The 19,595-nt window shown below is 46.1% G+C and carries 18 protein-coding genes and 3 riboswitches; of the genes, 9 read left to right on the top strand and 9 right to left on the bottom strand.

Features of this window, described 5'->3' with window-relative positions:
- Nucleotides 1-458: 458 nt before the first annotated feature.
- A complete protein-coding gene (locus RQP50_RS22635) occupies nt 459-1,604 on the top strand; it encodes an NAD(P)H-dependent flavin oxidoreductase (RefSeq protein ID WP_265332110.1) in 1,146 nt (381 codons plus the stop codon).
- 375 nt (nt 1,605-1,979) lie between these two features.
- Nucleotides 1,980-3,581, top strand: a complete 1,602-nt coding sequence (locus tag RQP50_RS22630; protein ID WP_072729903.1) for a PASTA domain-containing protein — start codon at nt 1,980-1,982, stop codon at nt 3,579-3,581.
- Nucleotides 3,582-3,717: 136 nt separating this feature from the next.
- Here the strand turns inward: RQP50_RS22630 and gcvPB are convergent, their stop codons facing one another.
- Genes gcvPB through gcvT form a run of 3 tightly spaced genes read right to left on the bottom strand, consistent with a single transcriptional unit; the run spans nt 3,718 to nt 7,651 of the window.
- Nucleotides 3,718-5,175 (bottom strand): aminomethyl-transferring glycine dehydrogenase subunit GcvPB, encoded by a 1,458-nt coding sequence (gene gcvPB / locus RQP50_RS22625; RefSeq protein ID WP_072729904.1) that lies wholly within the window; start codon nt 5,173-5,175, stop codon nt 3,718-3,720.
- Nucleotides 5,172-6,527 (bottom strand): aminomethyl-transferring glycine dehydrogenase subunit GcvPA, encoded by a 1,356-nt coding sequence (gene gcvPA / locus RQP50_RS22620; protein ID WP_072729905.1) that lies wholly within the window; start codon nt 6,525-6,527, stop codon nt 5,172-5,174. The genes gcvPB and gcvPA overlap by 4 nt, the downstream gene beginning before the upstream one ends.
- Nucleotides 6,524-7,651, bottom strand: coding sequence for a glycine cleavage system aminomethyltransferase GcvT (gcvT, locus tag RQP50_RS22615; protein WP_072729906.1), 1,128 nt, complete (start codon nt 7,649-7,651; stop codon nt 6,524-6,526). The genes gcvPA and gcvT overlap by 4 nt, the downstream gene beginning before the upstream one ends.
- Before the next feature lie 101 nt (nt 7,652-7,752).
- Nucleotides 7,753-7,876: riboswitch (glycine riboswitch) on the bottom strand.
- A 3-nt stretch (nt 7,877-7,879) separates the two neighbouring features.
- Nucleotides 7,880-7,974: riboswitch (glycine riboswitch) on the bottom strand.
- A gap of 163 nt (nt 7,975-8,137) precedes the next feature.
- Nucleotides 8,138-8,246, top strand: a riboswitch (glycine riboswitch).
- Between the two features lie 192 nt (nt 8,247-8,438).
- Between gcvT and gcvH the strand changes: the two genes are divergently transcribed.
- The 3 genes from gcvH to RQP50_RS22600 all read left to right on the top strand — a co-directional run bounded on the left by gcvH (nt 8,439) and on the right by RQP50_RS22600 (nt 10,402).
- Nucleotides 8,439-8,831 carry a glycine cleavage system protein GcvH gene (gene gcvH, locus RQP50_RS22610; protein WP_072729907.1) on the top strand — a complete coding sequence of 131 codons (393 nt, stop codon included), beginning with the start codon at nt 8,439-8,441 and terminating at the stop codon, nt 8,829-8,831.
- Between the two features lie 184 nt (nt 8,832-9,015).
- A complete protein-coding gene (gene murI / locus RQP50_RS22605; protein ID WP_072729908.1) occupies nt 9,016-9,849 on the top strand; it encodes a glutamate racemase in 834 nt (277 codons plus the stop codon).
- Entirely contained in the window at nt 9,809-10,402 is a 594-nt protein-coding gene (locus RQP50_RS22600) for a GNAT family N-acetyltransferase (RefSeq protein WP_065291195.1), read from the top strand. The genes murI and RQP50_RS22600 overlap by 41 nt, the downstream gene beginning before the upstream one ends.
- Before the next feature lie 128 nt (nt 10,403-10,530).
- On the opposite strand, the gene RQP50_RS29390 is transcribed toward RQP50_RS22600, so the two are convergent.
- From RQP50_RS29390 to RQP50_RS22580, 5 genes are all read right to left on the bottom strand, one after another.
- Entirely contained in the window at nt 10,531-10,833 is a 303-nt protein-coding gene (locus RQP50_RS29390; protein WP_072729909.1) for a DUF5316 family protein, read from the bottom strand.
- A gap of 150 nt (nt 10,834-10,983) precedes the next feature.
- A complete protein-coding gene (locus RQP50_RS22595) occupies nt 10,984-11,688 on the bottom strand; it encodes a VOC family protein (RefSeq protein ID WP_072729910.1) in 705 nt (234 codons plus the stop codon).
- Between the two features lie 33 nt (nt 11,689-11,721).
- Nucleotides 11,722-12,120: a MerR family transcriptional regulator gene (locus tag RQP50_RS22590; protein ID WP_072729911.1), complete on the bottom strand. Its 399-nt coding sequence runs from the start codon at nt 12,118-12,120 to the stop codon at nt 11,722-11,724.
- A 244-nt stretch (nt 12,121-12,364) separates the two neighbouring features.
- Nucleotides 12,365-13,117: an MBL fold metallo-hydrolase gene (locus tag RQP50_RS22585; RefSeq protein ID WP_315746828.1), complete on the bottom strand. Its 753-nt coding sequence runs from the start codon at nt 13,115-13,117 to the stop codon at nt 12,365-12,367.
- 264 nt (nt 13,118-13,381) lie between these two features.
- Nucleotides 13,382-14,353 (bottom strand): aldo/keto reductase, encoded by a 972-nt coding sequence (locus RQP50_RS22580; protein ID WP_072729913.1) that lies wholly within the window; start codon nt 14,351-14,353, stop codon nt 13,382-13,384.
- A 221-nt stretch (nt 14,354-14,574) separates the two neighbouring features.
- On the opposite strand from RQP50_RS22580, the gene pdxR reads away from it, so the two are divergent.
- The 4 genes from pdxR to RQP50_RS22560 all read left to right on the top strand — a co-directional run bounded on the left by pdxR (nt 14,575) and on the right by RQP50_RS22560 (nt 17,843).
- Nucleotides 14,575-16,026 carry a MocR-like pyridoxine biosynthesis transcription factor PdxR gene (pdxR, locus tag RQP50_RS22575; RefSeq protein ID WP_072729914.1) on the top strand — a complete coding sequence of 484 codons (1,452 nt, stop codon included), beginning with the start codon at nt 14,575-14,577 and terminating at the stop codon, nt 16,024-16,026.
- A 3-nt stretch (nt 16,027-16,029) separates the two neighbouring features.
- A complete protein-coding gene (locus RQP50_RS22570) occupies nt 16,030-16,965 on the top strand; it encodes a D-alanine--D-alanine ligase (protein WP_315746827.1) in 936 nt (311 codons plus the stop codon).
- Nucleotides 16,966-17,057: 92 nt separating this feature from the next.
- Entirely contained in the window at nt 17,058-17,231 is a 174-nt protein-coding gene (locus RQP50_RS22565) for a hypothetical protein (protein ID WP_175560738.1), read from the top strand.
- Between the two features lie 213 nt (nt 17,232-17,444).
- A complete protein-coding gene (locus RQP50_RS22560) occupies nt 17,445-17,843 on the top strand; it encodes a DivIVA domain-containing protein (protein ID WP_072730012.1) in 399 nt (132 codons plus the stop codon).
- A 268-nt stretch (nt 17,844-18,111) separates the two neighbouring features.
- On the opposite strand, the gene ftsW is transcribed toward RQP50_RS22560, so the two are convergent.
- Nucleotides 18,112-19,278 (bottom strand): putative lipid II flippase FtsW, encoded by a 1,167-nt coding sequence (ftsW, locus tag RQP50_RS22555; RefSeq protein WP_315746826.1) that lies wholly within the window; start codon nt 19,276-19,278, stop codon nt 18,112-18,114.
- Nucleotides 19,279-19,595: the final 317 nt, after the last annotated feature.

Raw genomic sequence — 19,595 nt, 5'->3', positions numbered from 1 at the left:
ATGCTACTTCATTAGTATAGGTCAACTATGTTTGTTGGGCAACAAAAACTTTCCCCGATGCAAAAATATTTATATTTATCATATGCGTGAAGGGTGGAAACGTTGCCATCTTCTCCGTGAAAATTATCATTCTAGTTGGATTGATCATTATCGCATTCTAAATATCGTGAGTTCGCTTCTCGACAGTGATGATGGTAAACGGATTACGCTTAGCCCACCAGCAATTCTAAACCCTGCATAATGATTCATAGACATTGTACGCACGATGACACTGATGGGAACACATTATGTTCAATGCATCAATTATGTACCGTGTCAGAACAACTAGAAGCGGCTAATATACAGGAAATTCCACCTCATTCGTCGAAGGGTAGAGTGTGGAACGAGGCGATATCGTACATGTACGAAAATAGCATGATCGATTTTCAAATCCTTGGTGCAGAAGGGAAGATTGAATCGTGAGTGATAGATTGAATAAGTCTAATACGATAATCCATCGAATAGGCATCCAATACCCGATTATTCAAGCAGGGATGGCAGGGGGAGCAACCACACCTGAGCTTGTAGCGGCTGTATCGAGCGCTGGAGGGCTCGGGACGTTGGGAGCGGGATACATGCAGCCTGAACAGATGAGAAAAGCAATTCGGGCAATTAAGCAGCTTACGAGCAAGCCCTTTGCAGTAAATCTATTCATACCAGAACCAGCTGGGATTGATCAGCATATATCGGATGCAGTGATGGAAGATTTACAGAATATCGATAGACAGCTGAATGAGCAAGGTCAAGAAATCAGCGAGGGTAGAAGTAAAGATAGAAGTAAAGATAGAAGCAAAGAGACATACTGCTTTGATGAGTCAGCTTATCGGCTAACTTTTCATAACCAGATTCAAGTCATTCTTGAAGAGAACGTTCCGGTTCTCAGCTTTACATTCGGAATTCTCGATGAGATCTATATTCGTCAATTGAGAGAAGCTGGCATTATCTTAATAGGAACAGCAACACATGTTGCCGAGGCGATTCAGCTTGAAGCTGCAGGTATCGATATGATCGTGGCTCAGGGCAGTGAGGCAGGCGGGCATCGTGGAACATTTGTGGGAGACCCCTATTCATCTCTAATCGGCACATTGGCGTTAGTTCCTCTTATTGTCGATCAGGTATCCGCTCCCGTCATTGCTGCCGGCGGTATAATGGATGGACGCGGGATAGCGGCGGTCATGGCCCTTGGAGCACAAGCAGCACAGTTAGGGAGTGCTTTCCTGCTGTGCAAGGAGAGTGGGGCACATCCCGCTTATCAAGCGGCCATTCGCGCATCTGACGAATGCAGTACGGTCATTACGAGGACAATCTCAGGCAAGCCTGCAAGAGGAATACGGAATGATCTCATTCGCAGGCTGGAGACTTATCACGATTCCATACCTGCTTATCCAATTATGAATGAACTTACTAGAAGCGTTAGACAGTCGGCTGCTCGAACCAATAATCCTCAATACATGTCATTATGGGCAGGGCAAGCAGCACGAATGGGGGAAATTCAAGGAGCGCATGACAAGATGGAGCAGTTGATCAAGCAATGGAGAGATGTAGTGGAGACGTTGCAAAAGTAAAATTGAGAGCGACCGATGGTGATACAATGATGATTAAACGATGATGAAACGATGATGAAACGATGATGAAACGATGATGAAACGATGTCAAATCAATGATTCATCAACGACTAGACAACGAATAAATCACGATAATTTGATAACGAAATGTTGATGAATCGTTAATGAAAATGATGGAAGAAAATAATCTGAAAAATTTACGAAAATGAGCCAGATTAAGCTATGTAGGCGATAGTTTAAGGAATTGGCAAATAGCTGCACAATGTTTCGTTAATGCAAGTTTTGCAAAAAATCATAATTTGCTTCATAATGTCTTAGGAGAGCTCGACGTTCAGCGTTGGGCTTCCAAGCATGAATCGCGGAGGAGCAAGACATATGAGTGCTTACATTGGGGAACGTTATCAATTATGCAAGGTAATTTTGCATTTGGCAGATGGAGTTTTATATGAAGCCATAGATTTGTCACTTAAGAGAGATGTATTTATATATTTGGTAGAGAATAAGGGACTGGATAAGGCTGAGCAATGCAAGAAAGCGTTTGGTCAAATCTCGCATTTTTCAAATAATCGATTCTTCCATATGCTGAATGCAGGGACGTCCGGCAGTGATTTCTTCGTGGTGTTCACCTCCTATAGCGGAATGCCGCTGGCGAAGTACATACAGCATCACGCGCTGAGTGCCAACAAGACGCTGTCCTTGTTATATGAAGTTGGTAAGGCGATTCAAGATGCGCTGGAATCGAATATTACGAACTTCTCCGTATCTGTCGACAACTTGTGGATTACGGAGGATCATCAAGTTCTTGTGATGAACTATTGGTCAGAGGCACCGACCGAGCGCTGCGGTACATTGGGACTGTGCTACTTGCTGTATCAGCTGAGCACACTGCATTTGAATGTGCCTCAATACTATGAAATGTATGAGTCGCGCTTGGCCGGTGCATTGAAGGAACTGTCTCCAGGTCAGAAGGAAGCGCTGTTGTCTCTCGTACAGAGTGTCTATTTAGGAGAAATCTCGCAGTTTTCCTTCATGCTGACGCTCCGCGAGATTATGGATTCGCCGAACATCCCTGTGAAGACAATTGGGGGCATTTATACGCCGCCCGTTCCGAAAGTGGATCCAGAGCTGCTCATCACTGCTGAGGAAGAGGCGGAGGAAGAAGAAGCCGCACCTTATGAAGCGGATAACGCGGAGAATGTGGGCCGCAAGAAAATGATACTCATTCTTGCATGTGCTGCCGTATTTATTTGCGTATTGGGCGGAGCAGTCATGTTGGCAAACTCCTTGTCGAAGGCAAATGATGCAGCAATATCTACTGATGCTCCAGAGTCTAACGATCAGGTTGCAACAGAGAATCCAGCAACAGAGCTGGGAACGGATTCAGATGCAAGCCAACAGGACTCTGGCTCTTCTACAAACGTAACAGAGCCGCCAGTGACAGATAACAATAATAATTCATCCAATGACAATTCCTCTCAAGAACGCGAGACGGAGAAGAAATCGGATGATGCGGATCGGAAGTCGACAGAGCGCGACCGTGACCATGACCGTAATAGGGATTCCAACTCGAACAATACGAGTGTAACTCCGCCTACGACGCCAGAGAAGAAACCTGACGATCATACAACAGATTCTGGTACGACGAATAACGGTGCTCATGATGGTCAGACAGGGACAACGCCAGACACGACATCGCCACCAGACGGTCAGCAGCCTGATGGCCAGCAGCCGGATCCGAACACGAATACAACGACGGAACCGCCGAAGTCTGGTGAGATTGCTGTTCCTAACTTGGTGGGCTTGTCGAAGGAAGAAGCGGAGAAGCAGATTCTTGCAAGCGGCTTGAAATATGAGTATGTTCTCGAGAACTCGGATGAACAGGAAGCAGGGAAAGTATTTAAGCAAGAAGTTCCTGCTGGTGGAGCTGCGAAGAAGGGTGACAAGATTAAATTCTATGTTAGCCGAGCGAAGAAATAATAAAAGCAATCTAATGCTATAAAACTGAAGGACTGAAGGTAAGTTACATTTCGTCCAATAATGAAATGCCCCTAGTGCCGTAACCGAATTGTCGGTAGGCGCTCGGGGCATTTTGCATGTTGCTGCTTATTACTAATTAATTACAAGCACAGTTCAATACAGGCTTCCGTGCGGCTTGGGTTTCATCCAATCGCTTCACATCCGTATAATGCGGTGCATTCAGCAGCAGTTCAGGCTGTTCCTTCGCTTCCTGTGCGATCTGGATCATCACATCGATGAAGCGATCCAGCGTCTGCTTGCTCTCTGTTTCCGTAGGCTCGATCATCATACATTCCTCGACATTGAGCGGGAAGTAGATGGTTGGCGGATGGAAGCCGAAGTCAAGAAGGCGCTTGGCAACATCCAGCGTCCGCACGCCGTACTGCTTCAACCCTTTGCCTGACATCACAAACTCATGCTTGCATACGCCTGGATATGGAATATCGTAATAAGGCGCCAGACGGTGCATCATGTAGTTGGCATTCAGTACCGCGCATTCAGATACACGGCGCAGCCCTTCTGGACCGTAAGTGCGAATATATACGTAGGCGCGCAAGAGGATACCGAAGTTACCGTTATAGGCCTTGACTCGTCCAATGGACAGCGGAGAGCCTTGATCGAATTCATATGAACCATCCTCATGCTTCATCACCGTAGGGGAAGGGAGGAATGGAATCAGTTTGCTCTTCACGCCAACAGGGCCAGCACCAGGGCCGCCGCCGCCATGAGGCGTACTCATCGTCTTGTGCAAATTCAAATGGACAACATCAAAGCCCATATCCCCAGGACGCGTAATACCCATAATGGCATTGGAGTTAGCGCCATCATAATAGAGCAATCCGCCAGCTTCATGAACAATGCTCGCGATCTCGACAATATGCTCTTCGAACAATCCGAGTGTACTCGGGTTCGTGAGCATCAATGCTGCCGTATCAGATCCAACTGCGGCTCTGAGTGCTTCCAGATCAACGAACCCTTGTTCGTTAGACGGTATTGTAATCGTATCTAAGCCAGCTACAGTTGCACTAGCGGGGTTCGTACCATGCGAGGAATCAGGAACGATTACCTTCGTCCGCTGCTCGCCGCGACTCTCATGGTAAGCGCGGATCATCATCAACCCCGTCCATTCTCCATGCGCGCCTGCCGCAGGCTGAAGGGTGACCTTATCCATACCAGTAAGGGCAGCTAGATCTTCCTGCAGCGTGTACAGCAGCTCTAGAGCCCCTTGCACCGTGCTTGTAGGCTGATAAGGATGGATTGCTGCGAGTCCTGTCAGCCTTGCTGCATCCTCGTTAATTTTCGGATTATATTTCATCGTACAAGAGCCGAGCGGGTAGAAGCCATTGTCTACGCCGAAGTTGCGGCGTGATAAGGCGGTATAATGTCGAATCACATCAACCTCATACACTTCAGGCAGCTCAGCCTCTTGACTGCGTAGCATCGAAGTTGGGATAAGCTCATGAATCTCGATTTCTGGAACATCACATTCCGGTAAGGAATAGGCAATACGGCCAGGATGGCTTAATTCAAATATGAGTGCTTGTTCCGGTTTCATACGCAGCTCACCTCCAGCAGGTCAATAAATTGTTCGATGTCTGATTTGGATTTTTTCTCCGTGACCGCAATGAGCATATGTCCTTCCAGTTCAGGATAGAAGTGGCCAAGATCCAAGCCGCCGATGTATCCGTTGTCCAGGAGCATAGACTGCAATCGATCCATGTCAGTACCTTGCGGGAGACGAAGTACGAATTCATTGAAATAAGGCGCTTGGAATGCTAATCCCAGATTGGGCTTGTTATTGATATAAGCAGCTGCATAATGAGACTTCTGTATATTGAGCTTCGATACCTTTTGCATTCCCATCTTGCCCATGACGGACATATAGACGGAAGCAGCAAGAGCAAGAAGTGCTTGGTTTGAGCAGATGTTGGATGTCGCCTTCTCGCGACGAATATGCTGTTCTCTCGCTTGGAGTGTTAGAACAAATCCACGCTTGCCATCCAGATCCTTGGTCAAGCCGACAATCCTGCCTGGGATGCGGCGCATATAGGGCTCTGCAACGGCAAAGAAACCGCATGTAGGACCGCCGTAAGATGCTGCAATGCCAAGCGGCTGGGCATCTCCAACACATACGTCGACACCTAGTTTGCCAGGACTCTCCAACATAGCAAGACTCAGTGGATTCGTACTCATGATGAGCAGGCCTTTATTTGCATGTGCAATCGGTTCAATGGCGCGCACATCTTCAATGCATCCGAAGAAGTTCGGGGACTGAATCAGTACGGCAGCAGTCTCGTCCGTGACAGCACGCTTCAGCTGATCAAGGTCAGTCACGCCGTCTTCATATCCAATCTCGACCACTTCAACATTAAGTCCTCGAGCCATTGTGCGAACAATCTGTCTCGCTTCTGGATGGACAGTGCTCGAGATGACAAGCTGCTTGCGCTTCGTTGCGCCGACCGCCAGTGCCCCAGCTTCTGCAAGTGCAGTAGCGCCATCATACATGCTGGCATTGGCAACAGCCATACCAGTCAGCTCGCATATATAGGATTGAAATTCAAAGATTGCTTGCAATTCACCCTGACTGATTTCAGGCTGATAGGGTGTATAGGCGGTATAGAACTCTGATCTAGAGACTAGATGCTGAATGACTACAGGGATATGATGATCGTATATGCCAGCACCAAGGAAGCTGGTATGGCTCTCACTGTTAGCATTGCGGGAGGCCAATTCCTTCATATGCTTCATCATGGCTGCTTCATCTAATGGTTCAGACATGGGCAGTACTCCATTGTAACGAATGGAGGCTGGGATATCGCGGAATAGCTCGTCAATGGAAGAGATGCCGATCTGCTGCAGCATGTCAGCCTGATCTTGTTCCGTCACTGGAATGTAACGATGCTTCATGATGGATTCGCTCCTTTGGCAGGGGTCGGGATTCGTTTATAAAATGGAGTCGAGACGACGCGGGCTTTCAACTGCTTGCCGCGAATTTCGACAAGAATTTCTGTATCCAATTCAGAGAATGCGGATTCAATCAAGGCTAGCCCTAGATTGCGCTTTAATGTCGGCGACTGTGTTCCTGTTGTAACTTCTCCGATCACGCGCCCATCTGCAAGCACTGGATAATGGGAGCGAGGAATGCCTTTGTCGATCATCTCGATGCCTACCAGCTTTCGTGCCGGTCCATCGGTCTTCTGCTTCGTTAATGCTACACGGCCGATGAAGTCGCCCTTATCCAGCTTGACGAATCGTGCTAGTCCTGCCTCAAGCGGCGAGATATCGGCAGTAATTTCTTGTCCATAGAGGGGCAGACGTGCCTCGAAGCGCAAGGTGTCTCTAGCACCAAGCCCTGCTGGGAGCAAGCCGAACGGTTCGCCCGCGCGAATCAGCTCATTCCATACGTGCGCTGCATCTTCTGCGGACAAGTAGAGTTCGAAGCCATCTTCACCGGTATAGCCTGAGCGAGACAGCAGTGTTGATACGCCGCAGACTTGAGCATCCGATAGGAAATGGAATGGAGCGAGCGAATCAATAGGTGCCTCAGTTACCGCAGCAAGAATCGCTTGGGCATTCGGCCCTTGAAGGGCAAGCAATGCTGTGCGATTCGAAACATTGGTCAATGTAACGCCATGAATCAGATGCTTCTGCAGCCATGCATAGTCTTTATCAATGTTGGAGGCATTAACGACGAGCATGTAACGGTCGCTCTTCATCTGATAAATGAGAATATCATCGACAACTCCTCCGTCAGGGTAGCACAGCAGCGTATATTGTGCTTTGCCATCCTCGAGCCGCGATACATCATTTGTTGTCATCTGTTGAAGAAACGTCAGGGAGGCAGGGCCGCTTACGATAAATTCACCCATGTGGGAGACATCGAATAGACCTGCATGTGTACGAACTGCTTCATGCTCTCGTTGAATGCCGATAAATTGAACAGGGAGCTCCCAGCCGCCGAAGTCAATGCAGCGTGCACCCGGATAAGCAGAGTATTGATCAAATATTGGCGTTCTCTTCAATTGACTCATGAATTCACCTCGATACGCGTATTTGGACTAATTATCGGTATACGAACATAAAAAGGACAGCCGAAAGAAAAGTGGATGCATCGCATCCTCTCATTCTCTCGCTCTGTCCTTTGTACCTGAGAGTGTCGCCGATTGTCGCAAACAAATTGTTTGTTTCCGTGTCTACCATCGACTTTCCCCTTGGGTGACTGTATTCGTTTTCATGAATAGCAGTGCTCTCCAGAGGTGCGTCCGGTAAAAGTCCTTTTGCCTGAGAGATTCACCCATTCAGGCTTACTCCTTCGGCGCTGCTATGTCTCAGCAGTCTCTCCCTTTACCATCATTCGCCATTTTCAGCTGTCATCTCTACATTAGTTGAGCTTTCCACACTTTGTCAATTGATATTTTCTTCACAACTGATTTCATAGCTTGTCATATTGACAATCATGCATATCTTGCAATAATCTAATGGTGTTATAATTACCCAGTTTAATCGTAATTCGCGAACGAGGAAGGTCGGGAGAGTTTGACAATTGCGATTGTCAACACCGAAGGAGCAAGTTGCCAGCCGCCGATTGGCAATGAATCTCTCAGGTTCCATAACCGCCATTCTGACGCAGCTCTGGAGAGTGCATTTCTATGCCGCCAAAGGGGTAAGTTCAACCGCAGTTGTGGCTGTGGAGGAACGGGAACTCTCAGGTACCGAGGACAGAGAACAAGGCGACAAGGCCGCTTCCTGTCCATTTTTACGATCTCGATTGGATAGACGGCCTGATGAATGACATTATGAATGAAATGGGGCGTTGACATGAGTGAAGTGAAGAATGGATTGCTGTATAGTGAAGAGCATGAATGGGTAATTGCCATAGAAGGCAATACGGTACGAGTTGGCATTACAGATCATGCACAATCCCAGCTGGGAGACATCGTATTCATCGAATTTCCGCCAGTAGGTACCAGCTTGTCCGCAGGGGACAGCATGGGATCAATTGAATCGGTGAAGACTGTATCTGAGTTGTACTGTCCGGTATCCGGAACAATTACGAAGGTCAATGATGGATTGGAAGCGTCGCCAGAGCTTGTGAACAGCAGCCCCTACGAAGATGGATGGATTGCAGAAGTTGAAGTAGAAGGCAGCGTTGAGGAAGCTGTGAAGCACTTGCTGAATGCAGAGCAGTACACGAAGCTGATAGATGAATAGTTGAATAGTTGAAGGAACAATAGGTTGAGAACTAAGAACCTGCTGTACCGGTATCATGCTGGTGCAGCAGGTTTTTTCATTTGCTTTCTGACAAATTTCGATAGGATTCACCGCCGAAAAGGAGTACAATATAAGCATCGACAACTAGATGTTGCAATGCTAATAAGAATGCTAGGTGAATGGAATGACAATCGCTTTTTTTGATTCTGGAATCGGTGGAATAACCGTGTTGGCTGAGGCTATGAAGCATATGCCGCATGAACAATATTTATTTTATGCAGATACGCTGCATGTCCCTTATGGGACGAAATCTCAATCCGAAGTAATGCGCCATGTAGATTCAGCTGTGGAAGACATCATGCAGCACAATGTGAAGGCGCTTGTTATTGCGTGCAATACAGCGACAAGCATCGCAGCGTCAGAACTAAGACGGAAGTACGACATTCCGATCATCGGGATGGAGCCAGCAGTCAAGCCTGCCGTGGAAATGAATCGCGACAATGGCAAGCGTGTGCTTGTATTCGCGACAGCGTTAACCTTAAGTCAGAACAAATACCATACATTAATCAGTCGAATTGACGAAGAACATATTGTGGATTCGATTCCCTTGCCGGAATTGGTAGAGTATTGCGAGCAGTTAAACTTTGATAAGGGAGTGATAGGAGACTACTTCGTGCATAAGCTTGCTGGATTGGATTTGAATCAGTATGGAACGATTGTGTTAGGATGTACGCATTATCCCTATTACAAGCACATATTGAGAGACATTATCCCTGCTCATATCCAGCTTATAGACGGCAGCCATGGCACCGTGCAGCGTCTAGCACAAGTAATGCAGGAAAACCAGCTTAAGCAGTCATCGGATACGTCAGTTCGCCCTTCAATTCAATTTATGTGTTCAAGTCATGAGCAGAAATACATAGACAAGTTACAGACTGCACTCTATACCTATCAGACCTTCGGGGGAATGGATACGAATGAACAATCAATTGTTCGAGCTGACGGGGAGCAGTGCTAAGCTGATCCCGATGCTTCCTGAACATAAGGAAGATTTATACGAAGCAGCATCTCATCCTGATATTTGGCACTACTTGCCGCGCACCATCCGCAGTCTTACGGATGCAGAACGAGTGATTCATGATGCTGTTCTGAACCGCGAGAAGGGGACTGAGTATCCATTCGTTGTCATTGATCAGCTTACAGAGCGAATTATTGGCGCGACGAGAATAATGAATATGTCTGCCTTGCATCGATATGCCGAGATTGGCGGCACATGGTATCACCCTTCTGTATGGCGTACTCGCATCAATACAGAGTGCAAGTATTTGCTGCTGCAATATTGCTTTGAACAGCTGCATACGATTCGTGTTCAGCTGACGGCAGATGTGCGCAATGAGCGCTCGAATCGCGCCATTCAACGGTTAGGAGCCGTATACGAAGGGAAATTGCGCCGACATCGGGTGATGGAGGACGGGTATATTCGCGACTCGAATGTGTACAGCATAGTTGATGAGGAATGGCCACAGGTGAAGGAGAGGCTCGAGCAATATTTGCACCAGGTGTATGTGTAGTTATAGTTATACCGCTATTCAATCGTTCAATTCACAGTTATGTATCAATAAATACAAAGAGAGGATGTGCCCGCCAAGTAGATGGGGCTAACATCCTCTCTTTCTTATATGATGATTAAGCCGCTCGCTTATAGGACAAAAGTAAAGATAATGATGGATGTTATAATACTCGGCAGCCCAATTAAAAACATCGTACCGCTGAATTTAATATTTCTTCGATGGTCTTCTTCTGGAATATGGCCCATATTAAATTTAAGCTTCGTATCATCCCTGAATAGACCCGAGAAAAGGGAACCGACTACCCACAACCCTAAACCTAAATAGCAATTGATGTTGAATAAGGAGCGGAGATCTCCATTTTGCCAAATGTACACATACAATACTGAAAGTACAATGAAAACGAGCCCAATTGCAATACGTCGTAAGATCATATCACACCTCCTCGAATTCCACTATTACCCATCATACACCAAATTCAATCTATGTGAAAGTTAGATCAAATTTAATTCGAATAAAATCAATCAAAAAAACGAGTATTGAATTTATGATGGTGAACAAGGAGACTTATGAAGCCAGCATCCTTACGAAGTTACTTGTACACCCTGAGATGTACACAGAATACGGAATGTATCGCTATCCTTCTTCAAAACTATGGCGTTAAACCCTGATGTTTCATTTGTATCGGTATGGTGAAGTGATAGCCAACCACGATCAAGCAAGAATATCCGATCCAGGCTGCCGGAATCTGTTGCAATGGATGCTTGCATCTGGTAGGCGCTGGAATACACAGATAAATCCTTTTCAATATTCGTTGTTTGAATTTCGACTCCAGTCAATGTATATGAACTAGGCCAGACACGCGATTGCTCGTACTCGATTAACCATGGCATGTGTGGTCCAATGTAGGCCGTCTGAAAAGAGATGCTGGTTCCGTCTTCTAATGGAGCGAGTTGATGGTTAGGTCCTATGTAAGGTATTCCTAGACTTCTTGCAGGTTCAATAAATGAAGGCAACCCTCCTGTTACTTCTAATGCGACTCCGAAAATCCCTGCACGTTGAGAGGCAAATGCAGCGAATGCTGAGCCCAATGGCGTCTTCTGTGCTTCTTCTAAATCCTCTAAGGCGATGAGTTCAATAAATCCCTCTCTTAAATAGGCAACCTGCCCAATTGTTCCTGGGAACGGAATGACTTGCTTCGTAAATATAATGCCAGTAGTTTCTTGAATAAGATGGACTGCTTGAGACAAATTAGGTACTGCAAGTGTAACATGATCCAAAAACAGCATAGGAAATCCCTCGTTTCTTCTCAAATTACAATATTAATTGTCTGTTATATGTTGCTTCCAATGAGTAACTAGTTTTTCTAGTTGCAGCTCTGCTTCTCGTAATAATTGAATCTGTTCTCTTATCTCCTGAAGTCGTTCTTCATAAAATGCTGCAGCGCATTCAGCTTGATGATTGCTGTTATTGCTGTTATTGCTGTTATTGCTGTTACGCCCTGGCAACCCTTCACAGTTCTGAATCAGGCGCGCTATCTCAACAGTGCTAACTCCAAGCTTCAAGAATAACTGGATCAGCTGAACGCGCTGGACATCGATGTCTTCGTATATGCGATACCCATTCTCTGAACGAGCGGGGGACAGCAGATGCTTCTGCTCGTAATAACGCAGGGAACGAAGACTGACTCCTGTAAGCTTAGATAATTCACGAATATGCATTGTTGGTACCAACTCCTTCATAATGCGGCCACAAACATAGTGTAAAGGATGACATGATGTGAAGGTCAATACGTAATAATCAACATTTCTATGAGCGAGCAGGAAATGTAAGAGTAGGAACCAGTGAGGTAGAAAAGAAAGGTTTTTTACATTATCCGATTTGAAAAGTGTATGGTGTGTTGATTTCAAAAGGAAAGAGGAGGGCAGCTAACCACAATAGGATGTTGGTTAGCTGCCCTCTTTATTATGGCTTCGTTATCGACGAATGTGATAGTTGCAGGATCTGATGGTGTATGTTCTGTTCAGACAGACCGCCATGATAACAGATAACTGTGTCAATCGGATATTTGGTCAGCTTGGCGAGAGAGTGAATTGCGCTGTCCATGTCCAGCGTCGCATGCGGGACGGGGCCTTGCAGCATTCCATGAACGCTTATCATCGCGTCGCCGGCTAGCAAGATACGGCTGCGCTCCAAATAGATGCTGACATGCCCAGCTGTATGACCAGGCGTGTGGATAATGCGGATTCCGCCGCAGTAAGGAAGAACTTCATTATCCGTAATCAATCGGGTTACGTTCGCTGATGGATGCATGTTACACATGGCCAGAACTTTAGGACGATGTTCTTCTGGCAGCAGCGGCAGAAGCTTCGCCATAGCTTCGCGGCTAATCTTAATGAGTGGATATTTGCCTTCTATGTATGGGGCGTCTTCGTGGTGTGCTATCACCTCGAGATGGCCATCCTTGGCTGATACCACATCAGGCAGACTCCCGATATGATCGAGGTCTTGATGGGTAAGCAGGACAGCATGCAATCGATCGAGCGGCACGCCTGTTTCTTGCATCGCATGCTGGATTCGAATCCAATCCCCTGGCATCCCAGTGTCGATTAGTATTGCATCCTCTTCATCCCATATTAGAGTAGGATGAATTGCTACTGGTCCTCCGATGCCTTCAGATTCCAACTCTAACATCATGACTCCTGGTGCAACGATCATAGTATATCCCTCCATCGTGAGTAAGGTTTGCCATTACGTCTTAGCATAATATGTTTTATCACGGATGGTATTCAATATCAATAGATAAATATTATATCTTAACACATAAATAAATTATTGTCAATATGCTCATCGAATCATTTTGTGCATTTGATCATCTTGAATTTACGATATTGAACGAAAAAATCGTATTCAACAGAAGAAAAGCGGTATCCATCCGGATGCCGCTTGTTTCAGTCATCTATATCGCTGTGTCAACGATGATTAAGGCAGCATACGGCCTCTCGTGCTAACGTAGAGGGAATACCATTCTTCACGTGACAATGTAATGGAAGTTGCATCCTTGCAAGCGCGGATCCGCTCTGGATTAACAGTACCAATTACGGGCTGAATATGTGCTGGATGTCTCATTAGCCATGCAAGTACAATCGCTTCGCAAGTTGTATTGTATTGGGAAGCTAGCTTCTGAACAAGCTTCGCGGTAGCTTGAACCGATTCGGGTTCATTGTCAAGATTTCGTCCAGAGTACAAGCCTTGCGCCAGCGGTCCCCAAGATTGAATTTGAATGCCATTCATGCGGCAGTATTCGAGTGTTCCATCTGGGAAGGTATCGTCAGCAGAAGCTGCTTGATTCACGTGCACGCCTGCATCCAGCCAGCCATAGCGGGCTAAGCTCATTTCCAACTGATTTGCAACGAAAGGTTCATTGAAGCATGATTGCAGAAGTCGAATCTGACCAGCACTCATATTGGATACGCCGAAATGACGCACTTTGCCGGATTGCTTCAATTGGTTGAATGCTTCAGCGACTTCTTCTGGTTCCATCAGAGGATCAGGACGGTGCAGCAGCAATATGTCCAAGTATTCAATACCGAGACGGCTAAGAATGCCGTCGACACTCTCTAAGATGTGAGACTTGGAGAAATCATATCTTCCCGGAATATCACCATCAGCGAAACGAATGCCGCATTTGGATTGGATAATAATCTTCTCGCGTAATCCTGGTTGCGCTTTCAGCACGTCGCCAAATACTTGCTCCGCTTTGCCGCGGGAGTAAATATTCGCATGGTCGAACATATTGATGTCAATCTCAAGCGCCGCTTCAATAGCAGCTTCCGCACGCTTCACATGTTCATTTGTATACGGCTCATTATCCCAGCTTCCGCCCATTCCCATGCAGCCAAGCACGATGCGGCTTGCCGGAATTCCACGTTCATTCAATGGTAACGTTGTCACAAGCAATCACTCCAATGTAGTAGTCAATATTAATAGTAATCGTGTTGCTTCCTAGAGTTCGTCCAAATCATATCTGGATGATGCATTACTAGTTTACTACAGCAGAGTGCTAGATTCCACTATCACATCGACTAAGAACCGCATCGGTTGTAAAATAACCTGAATGTGGTTCTTCTCAATTGGAAGGGTTTGTGCCAAGATAAGAAAGGGGAGTTGAGCACATGTTCCAAGATTTTAAGCTGATCCCGGGGAGACCAGCTTATTTGCAAGTTAGAGATTATTTGCGATTGCTCATTAATCGCGGATGGCTTACAGCTGATCAGAAGCTTCCCTCGACAAGGGAGCTTGGCAATGTATGGGGTGTAAGCCGCAACACCGTTATTGCAGCTTATCAAGAACTTGCTGATGAAGGGCTCATCTATTCAATCCCTGGGCAGGGCAGCTATGCTTCACCTGCTGAACGAGCCGATACAATTGTAGCAAATATGGACTGGAACAAGAGAATGAGCGAGAAGGCGCAAACTGCTGAGCGCATGGATGTGATGAAACACGGTGTACGCGGCGAGCGCGGAATGATCTCGTTTATGAGTATTGCGCCAGATGAATCATTATTTCCACTTCAATATGTTAAGCAGGCATTGGTAGACCGTATTGCAGCCGAAGGCGAGATTATGCTGAATTACGGATATGCTCAGGGATATCAGCCGCTAATTGAAGAGTTGAAGCGATATATGGAATCTAAGGGCATTGATATGAAGGGCAAGGATATGCTCATTACGAACGGCTTCACGGAAGGACTCGATATTGTCCTATCTGCTATGGATAAGCGTCATGGGCGTGTCATTTGTGAGAATCCTACCCATCATAGTGCCATTAAATTGTTCAAGATGCATGGCCTCGAGATCGAAGGCATTGCGATGGAGCACGATGGGATGAACATGGAACAGGTAACGAATGCATTAGAGGAACGTTCCTATGATCTGGCATACTTAATCCCATCCTATCAGAATCCTACTGGAGTGGTGATGTCTCCTAGCAAGCGGATGACTGCAATCCGCTTATTTGCCAAGCATGGCATACCCGTAATCGAAGACGGCTTTAGTGAGGAACTGCGCTATTCAGGTGCGCATGTCGCACCACTTATTGCCTGCGCTGGCGGGGCTAATCATGTTATCTATATCGGGAGTTTCTCTAAAATTTTGTTTCCAGGAATGAGAATCGGCTGGATTATTGCAGATGAGCAGCTCATTTCATATCTCGTTAGTATGAAGAGGGCTCGAACGATCCATACCTCAACATTGGATCAAGCGGTACTCTATCAATACTTACACAATGGGCATTTTGAATCTTATTTGAAAAAAGCCAAATCCGTATATAAACGCAAGTACGAATGGGCTGTACAGTGTTGTGAACAACATATTCCACTCCGCAGATTATGGGGCGATGGTGGACTCCACTTATTTATTGAACTGGATCCTTCGGTTAATGTTGAGGATGTACTTATGAAGTGCCGTGAACAGGGCGTTCTATTTACACCTGGAAGCCGATTCTACACAGATGGAGGAGGCGCCAACACATTCCGAATTGGATTTTCACGCGTATCGGAGCCAGACATCGAGCGAGGGACTCGAATCATAGGGAACGTAATAAAGCAAATCATCCAGGGGGGATAACAGATGAAGGTTGGTATCATTATGGGGGGCGTGTCTACAGAACGAGACGTCTCGCTTATGACAGGTCAGGAAATGATGAAACACCTAACTGGCAAGTATGAGGCGGTACCTATTGTATTGAACAGCAAAGCAGAGCTGATTGACAAGGTTACAGGGATTGATATCGCGCTCCTCGCGTTGCATGGGGCGTTCGGAGAAGACGGCACCATTCAAGGAACACTTGATACGCTCGGGATTCCGTATACCGGGGGCGGGATATTATCAAGCAGTTTATGTATGAATAAGCTGCTGACGAAGAAGCTAGTGAAGTTTGAAGGCTTCGCAACAGCGGATTGGCTTATGCTGCGATCGAATTCCGCCTATGATATCGATCGGATTGAGGCAGACCTAGGTTATCCGCTCGTCATTAAGCCAAACGCAGGCGGATCCAGCATCGGTGTACAGTTGGTGCACAATCGTGATGAGCTTGTCGCGGCCTTAGAGGAAGCGTTCCAATATGATTCGGAAGTGCTGATTGAGCAATATATTCGGGGCGAAGAGATCACATGCTCCATATTAGATGGAGCAATGCTGCCAATTCTATCGATTAAGCCGAAGGGGGAATTTTTCGATTATACCTCCAAGTACGAGGATGGTGGTGCGGACGAGGCAGTTATCGAGCTGCCGGAGCAAGTGATGCAGCAGGTTAGCCGGACTGCTCTTGGCGTATATGAAGCTGCGCAATGCAGTGTATACGCTCGTATTGATATGATTTTACATCAAGGAACTCCGTACGTGATTGAAGTCAATACGCTTCCTGGGTTGACGAAAAACAGCTTATTGCCTAAAAGTGCACAAGCAGCGGGGATATCGTACGGTGAGCTGCTTCATCGTATTATCGAAATCTCACTGCAAGAACGGACTTATATAAACAGGAATGCTGCTGTAGTGAATTCCTAATCCACTACGAACAATGTGATGGATAGGTATGGAAATGCATGTTCATGCACATAATAACCTTCGATCCTAGGTTAGGGAAAGGAGGGGCAGCAATGAACAACAAGCAATCTCAAGATGATCAAGTTGCTACAAAAGCAGAGGTTCAATCCACGAAGCTGAATAAGCTTCCTGTTCCTGAGCAGGCCAATAATGTGGAGTTTAGTGCAGAAGCTTTCGAACAAACGGGAGCGAACCGTTCCGCAGCGAAGGACAACGATACCGTGTAATCGTGTAGGCACCTTGCCTCAGTCTTATCATACAAGACTGGGGCATTTTCCGATTTGACGCGGGCTAAGAAGGATTTTTCTTGCCATTTACTTACAGGTTACAAGGAAACACTTGAAATGTTCGGTTAGTGCTGATAGTGTGTTCTTTAGATAAAATCGATCGCAACTTGGAATAGGAAGGCGATCCGGTTGGCATGGAACGGAGGAACAGAGATGGAAGAGAATAAGAACGATCAATATGATCATCAGAAGGAATTGTTTGAGCAGTTAGGAATTACGCTGGATGCATTCACCATTCATCAGAAGGATTTTCAGATTAAATTCCGTGGATATGATCCCGATGAAGTAGACGCGTTCTTGGATGATATTATTAAGGATTACAGCCAATTCTATGCGGTAATCTCTGATCTGTTGGAGAAATACAAGGAATTGAAGCTGCAAGAACGAGCAAATAAGATCTCAATGATGCATCGTGAACGTGAAGAAATCGTAAACACGGAGCCGTCTGTGGATGTTAAATTCATTGAGGAAATCGTTCGTAAAATGGAGCAAAATATTACGGAACTGAAATATCGTATGACCATCGGTCAGGATTCGAACAAAGAAATGTAAACAGACTAGGCGATGCACAGCTGCATGTTGTACCGCAAGTCGAATACATAAAGATACCCGCGGAGTCGCGGGTTTTTTGGCATGTTCTAAAGTTCGTGTTCTTATCCGGTAAGTCTCTGCGTGCTTCATGGTAATACAGCAGTGTGCCGCAATATCATATTGGCATGCTATATGGATTCGATTCAGATAAGTGATAGCCGCTTTCAGATTTCTGGCAGCTGCTTGTACTTAGAACGAGACCGATCGATACCAACAGCTAATGACATAGTTAATGCACTCCAATCTTTCTTTCATGAGTAAACCTCGTTTTCCTCTTTATATTTTTACTTTCAGCCTGTTGAGTCTCATAGGTGTAGCGAGAGATGTTCAGCAGCATGCCAACCGAAGTCATACACACAATCAGGGAAGAGCCTCCATAGCTGATGAAGGGAAGCGGGATACCTGTAATCGGCAGAAATCCAGTGGCAGCACCTATGTTCATCACAAGTTGGATGCCTATCATAGAAATAATCCCCGTACCAAGGATTAGTCCGAACGGTTCATTGCAACGCAAGGCTACAAGCAGTCCACGAGCCAGGAAGAGGAAGTAGAGCAAGAGAAAACAGATTGTACCTGATAACCCCCATTCCTCTGCAATGATGGAGAAAATGAAATCTGTGTGTGCCTCTGGCAGGTAAGACATCTTCTGTATGCTCTGCCCAAATCCAGTCCCAGCAATCCCGCCATGGGATACAGCATATAATGATTGAATCAGCTGATAGCCGCTTCCATCAGGATCGTCCCACGGATTCATAAAGGAAGTAATCCGCTTCAACCGATAGCTTTTGAACACGGCGAGGAATATGATAATGGGCGCCAGTCCTAGCAGGATCGAACGAAGATGGGACAGCTTTGCACCACCGACATAGATGAGAACCCCGGTTACAATGATGATAAGCAGGGAAGATCCGAAATCCGGCTGTTTCAATATTAATGAGGCGATGCAGCCAACCACGAATAGGAGTGGAAGCAGCCCGAGCTTGAAGCTGCGAATCTTGTCTCCCTTGCGGGCAATGAGAATAGATGCATATAGCAGCACAAATAGTTTGATGAACTCTGTCGGTTGTATGGTGAAGCCGCCTATCATAAGCCAGCGCCTTGCACCATTTACATCCTTGCCAATGAGCAGGACGAGCAGTAAGGTGGCAATGGAGCCGAAGACAAGCAGGACAGATAGCTTCTTGAGTTTCGGGTAGGGGATGCACATAAACAGCAGCATAAGAACGAATCCCACACAGGCAAATCCGAGCTGGCGATCAATGAAATACCAAGGTTGTTTATAATATTGCAACGCGGTATATGAGCTTGCGCTAAATGTCATCATGATTCCGAAGCTTACCAATAAGACAGTTAGCAGCAGTAGGAGAAAGTCCGGTCTTGTTCTCCGTATTTTCATACTAGTTCCACATCCAATCTACCTAAGACGCTATGTACTGTGATTAAGAACGTATATTCTAGATCTACAAATTGAAAATCCCTCTATATACGCTAGAGGGGGATTCAATTATGCATTCGAAGCTAAACAACAAATGAGTTGCAGTGAATGAAAGGAACGTCCAAAGTCAGGGAGTCGTAAGGATGGAGACGATGTAAATTCCAATATATGGACATATGAACAATCATATCGTAGCTGTTCACGATTGAGCTTGTCAACTAGATTTTGGACTGTTTTACGAGGGAGAACGTGATTTCGAAAGTGTATTTCAAATGTAA

This window comes from Paenibacillus suaedae (genome assembly GCF_032337355.1).
Lineage (GTDB): Bacteria > Bacillota > Bacilli > Paenibacillales > Paenibacillaceae > Paenibacillus_B > Paenibacillus_B suaedae.
Note: the sequence above shows the minus strand (reverse complement) of the source record. Positions and strands in the feature narration are given on the sequence as shown.